General features: G+C 29.3%; 9 protein-coding genes. 5 read left to right on the plus strand and 4 right to left on the minus strand.

Going from position 1 to position 14,543, the window contains the following annotated elements:
* Positions 1 to 3,738 carry a cobaltochelatase subunit CobN gene (gene cobN / locus HA145_RS04840; RefSeq protein WP_209128101.1) on the minus strand — a complete coding sequence of 1,246 codons (3,738 nt, stop codon included), beginning with the start codon at positions 3,736 to 3,738 and terminating at the stop codon, positions 1 to 3.
* A 72-nt stretch (positions 3,739 to 3,810) separates the two neighbouring features.
* On the opposite strand from cobN, the gene HA145_RS04845 reads away from it, so the two are divergent.
* Together HA145_RS04845 and metH are read left to right on the plus strand one after the other, a co-directional pair.
* Complete coding sequence (locus HA145_RS04845; protein ID WP_209128102.1) at positions 3,811 to 4,725, plus strand: branched-chain amino acid transaminase; 915 nt, start codon at positions 3,811 to 3,813, stop codon at positions 4,723 to 4,725.
* A gap of 17 nt (positions 4,726 to 4,742) precedes the next feature.
* Complete coding sequence (gene metH / locus HA145_RS04850; protein ID WP_209128103.1) at positions 4,743 to 8,309, plus strand: methionine synthase; 3,567 nt, start codon at positions 4,743 to 4,745, stop codon at positions 8,307 to 8,309.
* 9 nt (positions 8,310 to 8,318) lie between these two features.
* Here metH and HA145_RS04855 read toward each other — a convergent pair whose 3' ends face one another.
* Positions 8,319 to 8,537 carry a hypothetical protein gene (locus HA145_RS04855; RefSeq protein ID WP_025888346.1) on the minus strand — a complete coding sequence of 73 codons (219 nt, stop codon included), beginning with the start codon at positions 8,535 to 8,537 and terminating at the stop codon, positions 8,319 to 8,321.
* A 99-nt stretch (positions 8,538 to 8,636) separates the two neighbouring features.
* On the opposite strand from HA145_RS04855, the gene HA145_RS04860 reads away from it, so the two are divergent.
* The 3 genes from HA145_RS04860 to HA145_RS04870 all read left to right on the plus strand — a co-directional run bounded on the left by HA145_RS04860 (position 8,637) and on the right by HA145_RS04870 (position 11,237).
* Positions 8,637 to 9,020 carry a DUF2237 family protein gene (locus HA145_RS04860; RefSeq protein ID WP_209128104.1) on the plus strand — a complete coding sequence of 128 codons (384 nt, stop codon included), beginning with the start codon at positions 8,637 to 8,639 and terminating at the stop codon, positions 9,018 to 9,020.
* A gap of 48 nt (positions 9,021 to 9,068) precedes the next feature.
* Positions 9,069 to 9,899: a DUF4922 domain-containing protein gene (locus tag HA145_RS04865; protein WP_209128105.1), complete on the plus strand. Its 831-nt coding sequence runs from the start codon at positions 9,069 to 9,071 to the stop codon at positions 9,897 to 9,899.
* A gap of 327 nt (positions 9,900 to 10,226) precedes the next feature.
* Positions 10,227 to 11,237, plus strand: a complete 1,011-nt coding sequence (locus tag HA145_RS04870; RefSeq protein ID WP_209128106.1) for a ribbon-helix-helix protein, CopG family — start codon at positions 10,227 to 10,229, stop codon at positions 11,235 to 11,237.
* 427 nt (positions 11,238 to 11,664) lie between these two features.
* On the opposite strand, the gene HA145_RS04875 is transcribed toward HA145_RS04870, so the two are convergent.
* Together HA145_RS04875 and pheT are read right to left on the minus strand one after the other, a co-directional pair.
* Entirely contained in the window at positions 11,665 to 11,913 is a 249-nt protein-coding gene (locus HA145_RS04875) for a hypothetical protein (protein ID WP_209128107.1), read from the minus strand.
* Positions 11,914 to 12,018: 105 nt separating this feature from the next.
* Complete coding sequence (pheT, locus tag HA145_RS04880) at positions 12,019 to 14,463, minus strand: phenylalanine--tRNA ligase subunit beta (protein ID WP_209128108.1); 2,445 nt, start codon at positions 14,461 to 14,463, stop codon at positions 12,019 to 12,021.
* Between the last annotated feature and the right edge of the window lie 80 nt (positions 14,464 to 14,543).

The raw sequence follows: 14,543 nt of genomic DNA on the forward strand, positions 1-14,543 counted from the left end.
TCAGAATTCGTTTTTTTCAATTATTGAATCAGTATTAATAATTATGTTCTTTAAATTTTCAATGACATCTGATGAACAATTATTCCACATTTTTCTATTGACAATTTCAAGAAATCTTTGTGCAATATCTCTTAAAGCCCATGGATTATTCTCTAGAAAGAAATTCCTAAGATCCAGATCACATAACCATGATTTATAAACTTCCTCATAACACCAATCTGAAACTACTTCAGTAGAAGCATCAAAAGCATATAAGTAATCTAGTGTAGCTGAAAATTCAAACGCTCCTTTATAACCATTATCTTTCATTCCATTTATCCATTTAGGGTTAAGTATTCTTGATATAACAACATTATTAATTTCATCTTGTAATTTTGAAATTTTAGATAATCCAAATTTTGATAAATCACCATGATACATTTCAGGTAATTTACCGCTCAATTTTTTTACTGCTGAAGATAATCCACCCTGAAACTGATAATAATCATCAGAATCTAAAATATCATGTTCCTTATTATCTTGGTTATGAACAACTAACTGCACATTTTTAAGAGCATTTTCTAATGATTTTTTATCCTCTATAGGTTCAAGATTATCAGTGTAAATCCACTTACTCCAATTAAGAAAAGATTCTCCAAAATCATCAATATTTTCCCAATTAGAATTTGAAATTAGTTCTTGCAGACCAGCTCCATATGAACCTGGCGCTGACCCAAATATACGATTAATTGAATCACCATCCCTTGATGCCCCAGCAAGAGGGTTAAATTTATCATCCTCATTAAGATTAGAAACAAGATTTATTGCTTTAGAAGTTAATTTAACTAACTGTGGAAATGCATCTCTAAACATTCCCGAAATCCTTAAAGTAACATCAACCCTTGGTCTTTCGAGAACAGATAAAGGAATGATTTCTAGATCAACTACTCTTCTTGAAGGCCCATCCCAAATAGGCTGTACTCCTAATAAATATAGTATTTGACAAATGTCTTCACCACCATTTCTCATTGTGGATGTTGCCCATACAGATATTGCTAAATTTTTTAAATCTTCTCCATTATCTTGTTTGTATAAATCAAGTATTTGTGAAGCAGACTGACAACCAACACTCCATGCTGATTCAGTTGGCAGTCCTCTCGAATCAACTGAAAAGAAATTTTTACCAGTGGGTAAAGTTTCAGTTTTACCTCTCGTAGGGGCTCCAGATGGACCACTTTTTACATATTTTCCATTTAATGAATTAATAAATGATAATTTCTCATTATATGAAGAATTAATGATTGGAATAAGAATCTCTTTTTTTAATAATAAAAAATACTTATAATGTTTTTTTTCATTAAAGAAATAGTCTATTATTTTCTGATTTTTATATTTTTCTAAATTTTTTATATTGATATTCTTTTTGTAAAAAAACAAATATATTAAATACTTTGCTTGTTGTTCCAAAAAATCAATAGCAATTCTAAAGTTTAAAATGTTTTTGTTGGAAAAAGTCAATAATATTTTTTTATCCTTTTCACTTAACATTTGATCATATTGATTTGTCCAAGGATTCAAATCTAGTTGTAAATGTTTTGCTATATATTGAATAACACCAATTCGGTTGGCATTTGGTACTCTAGCAATACACAAGAATAAATTTATTTCATTAATGTCATTCTGCCTATTACCAAAAATATGCAAGCCTGTCCTAATTTGAGATTCTTTAATTTTGCAAAGAAAGGAATCAATTTCTTCTATTTGATTATTTTTATTCTTTAAAGTAATTTCGCTAAAATCTTTTTTAATTAATTCAAAAATGGAATTTTCTATTATTTCAATCCGATTAGAATTTAATAATTTTGCTTCAAAATATTCGTCTAAATAATTTTCTAATATTGAATATTTTCCATATAATTCTGACCTATCCAAAGGAGGGGTTAAATGATCAATAATTGTTGCAGCAGTTCTTCTTTTAGCTTGGGATCCTTCTCCAGGATCATTTACGATAAAGGGATATATGTTTGGTATAGCTGGACAAATAATATTTGGAAAACATTTATTGCTGAGACCTATAGATTTACCAGGTAACCATTCAACAGTCCCATGTTTACCAATATGGCACATAGCATTTGCATTAAATACTTTTTCAATCCAAAAATATTGTGCTAAATATCTATGGGGAGGTGGAAGATCGGGAGAATGAATATCTCTATCAGTGAAAGCGTCATAACCTCGTTGAGGTTGAATCAATAATGTTATTTTTCCGAATCTAATACCATTTATTGAGAAGCCTTTATTATCTAGATCGATCGCATCAGATGGTTTACCCCAACGACTAACAATAATATTTTTGGGATCAATTTCTAAATAATTCCAATATTTTAAATATTCACTAAGTGGTAAGTAATCTAATGGTTTATTATTTTGAGATTCAATATCATTAGTTCTAGTTTTTATAAGCATTGACATTAATTCCGAAGAATCTTGAGGATAATTACAAGATCCAAGGTCATAACCTTCTTCTTTTAACCAATTAAGAATATTTATTATTGAAGATGGTGTATTTAGACCAACGCCATTTCCGATTCTTCCATTCTTTACTGGATAATTACTAATTACTAAACAAATTCTTTTATCAAAATTATTAAGTTTCTGAAGTTTCACATAATTTGTTGCTAATTTTGAAATCCATTGAATACCTACTTGATCAGCTTTGTAACTAGTTATTTCACTATATAGTGTATTTTTCATAGAAATTATTTCTTTAAATGCTGAAGGAGAGGTAGTAATTCTTCCATCAAATTCAGGAATAATTATTTGCATTAATAAATCAGATGAATTCATTCCAATAGATGAATTCAACCACTTTTTTCTTGATCTATTAGAAGAAAGAAGCTGTAAAATTGGAATTTTAAGAGAAGTAAAAATATTTGTTGAATTTTCAATTAAATCATTATTTTTGATTTGAGATGAAGAAAATGAAGTTGTGGTAATTATTAGTTTAATATCTTCTTTTTTAAAAATGTCTATTAATTTCTTCTGAATAATATGATCTTTTAGTGTTGAAATAAAAAATGTTTTAGGAGATAGACCGCATTTTCTTAATTGCAAGTTAAGTTTTTCGTTTACTTCAATTTCATTAGCTAAAAAAAGTGATTTATAGGATATTATTCCTATCTTTTCGCCTTTTTCATTTTTCCAATCATATAAATAGGGATCTGCGTAAAAAGTAATATTCAAAAACTCATCAGGAATTAATTTTTCATCTACAACTAAATAATTTAAACAATTAAGAAACTTTCTATAATTATCCAGTCCTCCAGATCTTAGTAATCTAGAAATATTTAATGCAATATTTTTATCTATACTACTTATTTCACATAAGGAAATTTCCTGATCAATGGTACCTGATAGGATTACTAACTTCCTTTTTTTATTAACTGATTGCCAATTTAAAAGTTGTTCAATTCCATAGTTCCATGTACCTTTATCTCCAAATATTCTAAGTACGACAACTTTTGCATAATTAATTGTTTTTAATAAATAATTATCTATTTGAGCTGAGGAATTTAAATTAGAAATTTCTAAAGCTCTTATATTATTTTTTAATGAAGCAAATTCTTTTTCTATCAATAAGTTTGATATAAGGTTTAAATCTGCCTTGACACTTGTTATAAAAATAAAATCTGCAGCTGGTTGCTCAATTAAATCATTCTTATTCTTTTCATTTCCTGCTATATTTGATATCCTGTGCATTTTTATATATAAATAAGGTTTAGAATACGTAAGTAGGATAAAACAAGTTTACCTTAATTAAATAAATTAAATATGCATGAATTTCTTCCATACGCCTGGTTCGAAGGTAAATGTATTCAATTTAAAGAAGCAAAAATATCAATAGCTACTCATGCACTACATTACGGTACTGCTGCATTTGGAGGAATGCGAGCGATACCTAACCCAACAAACAAAGAAGAATTCCTTTTGTTTAGAACTGATAAACATATAAAAAGATTATCTCAAAGTGCAAAATTACTCTTAACTGAAATTTCTGAAGAATATATTTTTAAAGCCTTAGAAGAAGTTATAAAAAGAAACAAGCCAGAAAAACCTATCTATATAAGACCATTTGTTTATACAAGCGATTTAGGTATAGCTCCAAGGCTACACAATATTGAAACAGATTTCTTTATTTATTGTATTGAACTAGGAGATTATTTATCCCCAGATGGTGTTTCTTGTAGAATGAGTAGTTGGACAAGACAAGAAGATAGATCTCTCCCCTTAAGAGGAAAAATAAGTGGAGCATATATTACTAGTTCATTAGCTAAAACAGAAGCTAGTTTATCGGGTTTTGATGAAGCCCTACTATTAAATTCAAGTGGTAAGGTAAGCGAAGCTAGTGGTATGAATTTATTTATTGTAAGGAATGGAGACTTAATCACTCCTGGTGTTGATCAAGATATCCTTGAGGGTATTACTAGAGCTAGTGTAATTGAATTAGCAAAATCATTTGGAATAAATGTAATTGAGAGGCCTGTTGATAAAACAGAATTATTAATAGCAGATGAAGTTTTTCTAACTGGGACAGCAGCCAAAATTACACCAGTTAAAAAAATTGAATCAACTGAATTAAATGTTGAAAGACCAATAATGAATAAATTAAAAAGTAAACTTATAGAAATAACAGAAGGTCGTTCTCAAGACTATGATAATTGGGTAACAAGAATTTCACTAAAATAAATTAATTTTTACCTAAAATGGAATCTTTCAGAACCTATCTAAATAGAGATGAAAAACCATTAATTATTTTTGACGGAGGTACTGGAACATCTTTTCAGAACTTAAATCTTACTGCAGATGACTTTGGAGGAAAAGAATTAGAGGGATGTAATGAAAACCTTGTTTTATCATCGCCAGAGGTGGTTGAGAAGGTTCATAATTCATTTTTAGAAGCAGGTTGTCATGTTATAGAAACTAATACCTTTGGAGCCTCATCAATTGTTCTTGATGAATATGATATTGCGGATAAGGCTTATGAGATAAATAAAAATGCGGCATTTATAGCAAAAAAAGCTGCTGCGAAATACTCATCAGTTGATAAACCAAGGTTTGTAGCAGGTTCAATTGGGCCAACAACTAAATTACCCACCTTAGGACATATAGGTTTTGATGAATTAAAGCAATCATATAAAGAACAAATTTATGGTCTTATAGATGGAGGAGTTGATCTTCTTTTGATTGAAACTTGTCAGGATGTTTTACAAATTAAATCTGCCTTATTAGCATCAAAAGAAATTCTTGAAAGTAAAAATATTGATATACCTTTAATGGTATCTATAACAATGGAAACAACAGGTACTATGCTTGTTGGATCTGATATTGCATCTGCATTAACAATATTAGAGCCATTTAATATAGATATCCTTGGACTTAATTGTGCAACTGGTCCAGAGCAAATGAAGGAACATATTCAATATTTGTCTGAAAATTCTCCCTTCGCTATAAGCTGTATTCCAAATGCAGGTCTTCCTGAAAATATTGGTGGTGTTGCTCACTATAGATTAAAGCCAATAGAATTAAAGATGCAGTTAATGAATTTTATATATGACTTTAATGTTCAATTAATAGGTGGATGTTGTGGGACAACACCTGAACATATAAAATACCTGTCTTCAATAATCGATGAAATAATTGATAATAAAAGGTCTAACAACAATGGTAAGAAAAATTCAAGCGGTTTTATTCCATCTGCCTCATCAATATATAACTCTGTGCCATACAAGCAAGACAATTCAATTTTAATAGTAGGAGAAAGATTAAATGCAAGTGGATCGAAAAAAGTAAGGGAGTTATTAAATAACGACGATTGGGACGGCTTAGTTGCAATTGCCAAGCAACAACAAAAAGAAAATGCTCACGTTCTTGATGTAAATGTCGATTATGTAGGAAGAGATGGAGTGAAAGATATGAATGAAATAACTTCAAGACTAGTTACAAATATAAATTTACCATTAATGATTGACTCTACAGATGCTGACAAAATGGAAAGTGGATTAAAGTCAGCTGGTGGTAAATGTATTATAAATTCAACCAATTACGAAGATGGCAATGAAAGGTTTGATCAAGTTCTAAATTTAGCGTTAGGGTATGGTTCAGGTCTTGTTATCGGAACAATTGATGAAGATGGAATGGCAAGGAATTCAGAAAAAAAATATAAGATTGTCAAACGAGCGATTGATAGAACAAGAGAATGTGGTTTGTCAGATTATGAGCTATTTTTTGATCCATTAGCTCTGCCAATATCCACAGGGATAGAAGAAGATAGATTAAACGCTAAAGAAACTATTAATGCTATATTAAAAATTCGTGAAAATTACCCAGATATTCATATCATACTTGGGATATCAAACATTAGTTTTGGTCTTTCACCATTATCAAGAATTAATCTAAATTCAATATTTTTAGATGAATGCATTAAAGCAGGATTAGATTCTGCTATCATCGCACCAAATAAAATTTTGCCATTATCAAAAATTTCTCAAGAAACTAAAAAGCTTTGCTTAGATTTGATTTATGATAAAAGAGAATTTGAAGATGATATTTGTATTTATGATCCATTAGTAGAATTAACAAAGGCTTTTCAAGATTTATCTATTCAAGATTTCAAAAAAGCATCTTCAGAAAATAAAAACCTAACTCTTGAAGAAAGTCTGAAAAATCATATTATCGATGGAGAAAAAATAGGATTAGAAGATCAATTAAATAAAGCGTTAAAAAAATATAAACCTCTTGAAATAATTAATACCTTTTTACTAGATGGGATGAAAGTTGTAGGAGATTTATTTGGCTCAGGTCAAATGCAATTGCCATTTGTACTCCAATCCGCTGAAACAATGAAATTTGCTGTTTCAATTTTAGAACCATATATGGAAACTGTAGATGAAAACATATCAAATGGAAAACTCTTAATTGCAACTGTAAAAGGCGATGTACATGATATTGGAAAAAATTTGGTAGATATAATACTTACAAATAATGGTTATGACGTAATAAATCTAGGAATAAAGCAAGATGTTTCAGCAATTATAGATGCACAAAAAAAGCACAATGCAGATTGCATCGCTATGAGCGGATTACTTGTTAAATCAACTGCTTTTATGAAAGATAATTTAGAGGCTTTTAACAATGAAAATATAAGTGTACCAGTAATATTAGGAGGCGCAGCCTTAACCCCAAAATTTGTAAATGAGGACTGCAGCAAAATATATAAAGGGAAAATATTGTACGGAAAAGATGCGTTCACTGATCTTAAATTCATGAATGAATATATGGATAATAAGAAAAAGGGTAATTGGTCAAATACAGAGGGTTTCATTAACAACGAGGGTATAAATATTAATTTAGCCTCATCAAAATCCAACTCTCAAGCTGTTAAAAAATCAATATCCATACATACCGAGACTTCCAAATTAAATTTAAAAGAAAATTTTATAAGATCTAAATTTATAAATGAAGAAGATCCAATTCAAGCCCCTTTCTTGGGAACGAAAGTCTTGAACGATGTTGATATAGATTTAAATAAGTTAATATTTTATTTAGATACAAAAGCTCTATTTAGCGGGCAATGGCAAATAAAAAAAGGAAAAAACCAAAGCGTAGATGAATACAATAACTATTTGAATTCATATGCTAAACCATTGTTAGATAAATGGTTAGAGGTAATTATAGAAAAAAAACTTATCTCACCCAAAGTAGTTTATGGATATTTCAGATGCGGGAGAAAAGATAATAGTATTTTCTTATTTGATGAGAAATCATTAAATAAAATTTCCCAATTTAATTTTCCACGACAAAAATCTGGGAATAATTTATGCATAGCTGATTTTTATTGTGATTTGAAAAATGATAAACCGATAGATATATTTCCTATGCAGGCAGTAACCATGGGCGATATTGCTAGTGAATATTCTCAAAAATTATTTAAAGAAGATAAATATAGCGATTATTTGTTATTCCATGGACTTACAGTGCAATTAGCAGAAGCTCTAGCTGAGTATGTCCATGCATTAATTCGTATTGAATGTGGTTTTAGGTCTGAAGAACCAGACAAAAATAGAGAAATACTAGCTCAAAAATATAGAGGAGCTAGATATTCTTTTGGTTATCCTGCCTGTCCAAAAGTATCTGATTCAAACATACAATTATCATTGTTGGATGCAAAAAGAATAAACTTGACCATGGATGAATCTGAACAACTTCATCCAGAACAAAGTACTACAGCTATCATTTCACTACATTCAAAAGCTAAATATTTCAGCGCTTAAACTAAATTTTTAGTTGTTTTCTAAATATTCAATAATTTCTTCCTGTAGTTCTTCCATCGTTTCATTGTCACCCAAATCAAGTCCCTCACCTGCGGCATCCTGTGTTAACTCAAGATAATATGAAGCACCATCACTAGATAAAAATTCTAATGCGGAAGTTTCATCACTATCTTTAAAAGCTTCATAAAGAGCTTTAAATGCAATGTTTTCAGTAAAGTCCCAATCCATAATGAAAAAAACCTTATTAGAATTATTACCTCCTTACCCCCCATACTCGTCAACCTTTTTTAAAGAAATGTTGGTGTTTTATTATTATTAAAAAAATCTATGACCATAAATAATCAAAATCAGTTAAATGTCCTTGGAGAAAAAATTGAGATTTGTAGTTGCGCACCTATGACAGGGTGGTTCAGGGATGGATTTTGCAACTATGACAAAAATGATGGAGGGAATCATTCCATATGTTGTGTAATGGATGATAATTTCCTGAAATATAGTAAATCACAAGGTAATGATTTAATAACTCCCATGCCTATTTATTCCTTCCCAGGACTAAAGAATGGCGATCATTGGTGTATTTGTCTTGATAGATGGAAGCAAGCATTATTAGACGGTCTTGCACCAAAAGTCATATTAGAATCAACGAATATTGTAGTCTTAGAATCAGTACCTCTGGAAAAATTGAAAGAATATCAATTTAATAAAAAGTAATTACAAGTTTATTTTTTTTTTTAAAATGATAATGATAATTTTTTTTAAATGAGTTTAGAAATATATTGGAAAAAAGCACTAGAACAAACTCGATTATCAATTGATGATGAATCATTATATCCTCTCAAAACTGATATTATTACAAGAGATTTATATGAAAAAGACGACTTCATAATTAGGAAACTCGATACTTCAAAATTTAATAAAAAAAAAATTTATGGTCCTAAGCAAAATCCATTTTGTCCTTGGGAAAAGATACTAGAAATTGATAAAATTGGTGATAATCATCAACTAATATTAAATAAGTACCCTGTACAAAAAGGTCATATTTTACTTATTACAAATGAATGGAAACCTCAAAATGGATGGTTAGATATTAAAGATTGGAGAGCGATCCAAAAAGTTAATAAAGATACTAGTGGATTATGGTTTTTCAATAGTTCTCCAATTGCGGGAGCAAGTCAACCTCACAGGCATTTTCAACTTCTGCGTAGATCTAAAGGTGAGATATCATGCCCTAGAGAAAAGTGGTTTTTAGAGATGAACTCATATCAAGATTTAGATAGTAAGCTTAAAAAAAATATTATTGTATCCAAATTTAATTTTTTAGAAAATCCATCATGTCTTTTTGAATTTTACTTAGAATTATGCACGAAATTAGGACTTGGGGACCCTATTAGTGATAAGAAACCGAAATATCCATACAATATTTTAATAACTAATAAATGGATAGCTATTATAAAAAGAAAAAATGATCATATTCATGGTTTCAGCATTAACGGTTTAGGATTTGCTGGATATCTATTAGTAACTGAAAATTCAAATATTAATTATTTAAAGAAATTTGGCCCTGAAAAACTTCTAGAAAGTTTTGTTTGAATATTAGTTAGTTTACTTCAACTTCCTTATCCCTACTTATTTGGCTTTCTAGAACATCTATAGATGCTGTTACGGAAGCAATTTTACGTTCAAGTGAATCCTTAATATAATTGAGCATTTCTAATTTCTTATGTTGATAAAAACTCTTTTTTTCTTTAGATGACTTGAAATAACAATTAAACATTTTTGTTTTTATTATAAAAAGATACTTAATTACCTTGTGACATAAAAATAAATTGGTTTTAATTTAAAAACAATATTCCGTATGGACTTTCAATTTTTTTTGAATAAAATTAAATAAATTCCATACTATTCAAGAAAATATTATTGAATATTCCTGAAAATTCAAATACAAAAAGAATTTCAATTGATTTACCTGAGGAACTAATTTCTAGGTTTGATCAATTACGAAAAGAGTGGGGATTTAGATCAAGAGGACCTGTGATAGAAAAGATACTTAAAGAACTTCTTCAAGAAGATGATTTACTACCTAAGAACCAACAGCAAGAAATAGACTTTAACGAGAAGAATAATAATGAAAAATTAAATATTGATGAAGATACTGCATTGGTATTAATTAAATCAGACGTAAAAATAGATGTTAATGAGATATCAATGAATAAAAAATTTACAAATAACAACCAATATAAAGAAAAAGCCAACTCAAAAATAAGCTTACCCAATTTTGTTGAAAAAAAAGTAAAGAATTTAAGAAGAAGTATTAATAGTGAAAAATTAAATGAGAATATTAATGATATTCAAATTAATACAATTAAAGAAACTGAATTAATAAAATGTCGAATTGAGTTAATTAGTCATTGGAAAACCTTATATGGATCAGTTCCTAATGATCATGTAGTAGAAGCTTCTATGGATTGGTTTGGAAGGGATATATGGCCAAATCTTGATGGAACTGAAAATCTACCCTTTACGTGGAGTGCAGCCAATAAATTAATGTCTGAATTATGCCCATTTTGGATAAAGAAAAATCCATCCCTTGAAATTGTCTTATTAATGATTGGCGTTTTAGAAGACCCTTTTGCTACATCAGATCTAATTAATAGGATACCAACACTTATGAGAAGGTTTGTAAGTAGATTTAAGCGAAATAACAGATCAAATTCATTTGAAACATTGGACTCAACAATGACAGTACATGGAGCACTTAAATTATTGAATTTATCAACATCCGCAGGATCAGCTCATACGTTGCGTAAAATTAGGGAGGCCTATAAATCAATAGCCTTAGAGACGCATCCAGATGCTGGTGGATCAACAGATCAAATGAGAAAATTAAACGAAGCGTATCAATTGCTAAAAAATCTATATAGAAATTAGTATACTAGTTCTCATATAAGACTTATTATAAGTCTATTTAATAGTCTTATATAAGAATAGTGTAAAGCGATAAATTACCGATCTTCATAAATCATTTATTATCCAAATTTAATGGGAGCAATCATTATGAATAAATGGAAATTAAAATTACATTTACTTCTAAAAATATATTATTTTACTGTTTAATACTTCTCATGTAAGACTCATATTTAGTCTAATATATAGTCTCATAATAGATATATAAGATAATAAAATTTATAAATTTGAATAAATCATACTAATGATTCTTATAAATGGGAAAAATTAAAAAAACAATAATCTTTCAATCAATATATTATGTCCTTTCGATGTCCAAGAATATAATGATGGCTAAGAAGTATTGCAATGAGGGAGTTTTAAGTGTAACCGTACTGCCTTAAAGACAGTACTACTTACTTTGCAGCTTCTGAATAGCAGTTTGTTTATCAATACTAGGGACATCGCTTAAACCGTTTGCATCAAACCAAGGAGCACTTGCCCAATCAAACCCTTCACCAAAAGTGTTGTCAGGTGCTGTTATGTACCAATGGCATGAAGTGTCAGGAACGTCGACAGCACATTTTGACCAATCATCTGACCACTGGGGAACTTGTACCCACAGCACTGAAGATAGTAATAGAGATAATAAATTGATCATGAACTTTATAATACAACATTAATTAGTTTTATAGGATTATTATTTATCTTATATAAGAATTATACATAGACTAGTTTATAGTCTCATATAAGATTAGTAATACATTCAATTCCTCAATTTAGTATTAAAGCATGTTTCAACATTAGAAATGATATTTGAATGTATTGATGTAATGTCCGAGTCAAGTAATGTTTTATCTTTATCTCTATAAGATAATCTAAATGTATAACTTATATGATCATCTCCAAATTTAGAATCTTCAAAAACATCAATTAAATTTACTTCCTCTAAGAGATTTTTTCCTGTTTTTCTTATCTGTGAAGTTATTTCGCTAATTAAAAATTTCTTACTAAAAACAAAATTTATATCCCTTTCCATTTTCGGAACAATTGGATATGGCTTATATATTGGAATCCATTTATTTTTTCTTGTACTAGCTCCCAAAAGGTTAGAAACATTTATGTTAAATAAATAAACTTTTTTTAATGACTTCTTTTCTAAAATTAGTTTGGGATGTATTTCACCAAAATAACCTGCATCTTTCCCTTCAATAACTAATTTGGCTGTTCTTCCTGGATGAAGAAAATTAATTGAATCAGTAGGTTTATCCTCAATTTTTATATTCAAAGATGATAAAGCCTCTTTTAACTTTCCTCTCGCCTGATAATAATTAAGATCGTTATCCTTTTCCGAATTTATCCATTTTCCAAATTTTTTATTACCATAAATCGCACCATTGAGAACTTCTTCTTGAATGAACTCAGTTTTCTTTTGAAAAATATTTCCAATTTCAAATATATAACAACTTGTTTGTCCAGCTTTTATATTACGGTTTACTATCTCCAAATGTTCTTTCCAGATATTATCTCTTAGGCAACTAGTTTCTAATAACAAAGGATTAGATATCTTTATAAGTTTTTCATTATCTTCTGGAACAAGAGAGTAGCTTAGTACCTCGTTAAAACCATTTTCTGTGAAACCATTTTTTACTTTTCTCAATGCCAACTGTTCTGATGACAATTTTCCAGGCTTAATTGGATTAGGAAGGTTTAAGTCAAATCTGTCATACCCTATTAATCTCGCAATTTCTTCAATTAAATCTATTTCTCTCATTAAATCATGTGATCTATTTGGTATTACTGCTACATCCCAGCCATATTCTTTATTCTTTAATGTACAACCTATGAGTGTTAATTTATCAACTATTTCATTATCAGATAAATTTCTTTTTTCAAATTTATCGTTAATTATTATTGGGCCAAGAATTTTATGTATTCGATTTCTTCGTAGTTTAATAAATATATCTTCATTTTTATTTAAATTCGAAGTATTGATAATTGGTGAATTAATAGAAAAATATTCTTCTAAAAGATTAATTGCCCTTGTTACGGCACTTATTGTGTTTTTTGATGAAATCCCTTTTTCATACCTACTGCTAGATTCTGTTCTTATGCCAACCGCCTTTGATGATTTTCTTATGGTAACTGGATTAAAAACGGCGCCTTCAAGGTAAATAGAAGACGTAGTATTACTTACAGAAGTCTCTAAACCTCCTATCACCCCAGCAATAGCAACAGGTTTATCGCAACAAGTAATTACTGTAATATTTTCATTTAAATCATATTTTTTACCATCTAAACAAACAAGGCTTTCGTTATCCTTAGCTTTTCGTACAGAAAAGTCTTCTGGAGAAACTTCCTTTCCTGTGAAGTTAGATAGTTTTTCTTTGTCAAACGCATGCAAGGGTTGACCTTGTTCTAAAAGAATATAGTTTGTCAAATCAACTAGAAGATTAATCGACTTTATACCTGATTTTTCTATACGGTCTTTAAGCCATTTTGGAGATAATTTATCTCCATTTACTCCATCAATACAGCTTATTGTATATATGCAATTAGATTCTATAGCCTCTGGACAAAGTTTAATTCCCTTAAGTAAATGAATTTTGTATTTATGGTTTAATTCTGGAAAATTTAATGTGGATTGTAAAAGGGCAGAAATTTCGCGGGCTATACCTATAACAGACATTCCGTCTGGTCTATTAGCTGTAATGGCTAAATCATATATAAAATCATTTAATTGAAGCAAGTCAGACCCTGGAGAGCCCAATTCATATTTTAAGGCCAAATCTTCATCAATGATCTCTATCCCTTCACTAGAGTCTTCTAATCCAAGCTCCTGCAGAGAGCATATCATTCCTTCACTAATGACACCTCTAATCTCACTTCTTTTAATAGTTAAATCAACTGCATTTAATTTCGCGCCGACAGTTGCGACATAAACATAAATATTTGGTTTAATATTGCGTGCACCACAGATGATTTGTAAATTCTTTGATGTACCAATATCGACTTGGCAAATTGAAAGTTTGTCAGATCCTTCGTGTTTTATAACAGATAATACCTTACCTAAAACAACACCATTTACATTTTCTGAACAATCTTCTAATGATTCAACCTCAAATCCACCAATAGACAATTTCTCAGAGAGATCTTCTGGAGTAGAAGTAATTTCTACTAAATTTTTCAACCAATTTTGAGAAACTTTCATGTATATTTTTTAATCAATGATAATAAAAGAAATGAGCATATCTTCAAAAAAGTTTGTTGAAGATGTACAATAGAAAATTA

The sequence above is a fragment of the Prochlorococcus marinus XMU1411 genome, from assembly GCF_017696075.1.
Classification (GTDB): Bacteria; Cyanobacteriota; Cyanobacteriia; order PCC-6307; family Cyanobiaceae; genus Prochlorococcus_A; species Prochlorococcus_A marinus_V.

What these genes read in the sequence shown, in the direction of transcription:
- cobN (WP_209128101.1), bottom strand. Translation starts at nt 3,738, where the DNA reads ATGCACAGGATATCAAATATAGCAGGAAATGAAAAGAATAAGAATGAT.
- pheT (WP_209128108.1), bottom strand. Translation starts at nt 14,463, where the DNA reads ATGAAAGTTTCTCAAAATTGGTTGAAAAATTTAGTAGAAATTACTTCT.
- metH (WP_209128103.1), top strand. Translation starts at nt 4,743, where the DNA reads ATGGAATCTTTCAGAACCTATCTAAATAGAGATGAAAAACCATTAATT.
- HA145_RS04875 (WP_209128107.1), bottom strand. Translation starts at nt 11,913, where the DNA reads ATGATCAATTTATTATCTCTATTACTATCTTCAGTGCTGTGGGTACAA.
- HA145_RS04860 (WP_209128104.1), top strand. Translation starts at nt 8,637, where the DNA reads ATGACCATAAATAATCAAAATCAGTTAAATGTCCTTGGAGAAAAAATT.
- HA145_RS04845 (WP_209128102.1), top strand. Translation starts at nt 3,811, where the DNA reads ATGCATGAATTTCTTCCATACGCCTGGTTCGAAGGTAAATGTATTCAA.
- HA145_RS04865 (WP_209128105.1), top strand. Translation starts at nt 9,069, where the DNA reads ATGAGTTTAGAAATATATTGGAAAAAAGCACTAGAACAAACTCGATTA.
- HA145_RS04855 (WP_025888346.1), bottom strand. Translation starts at nt 8,537, where the DNA reads ATGGATTGGGACTTTACTGAAAACATTGCATTTAAAGCTCTTTATGAA.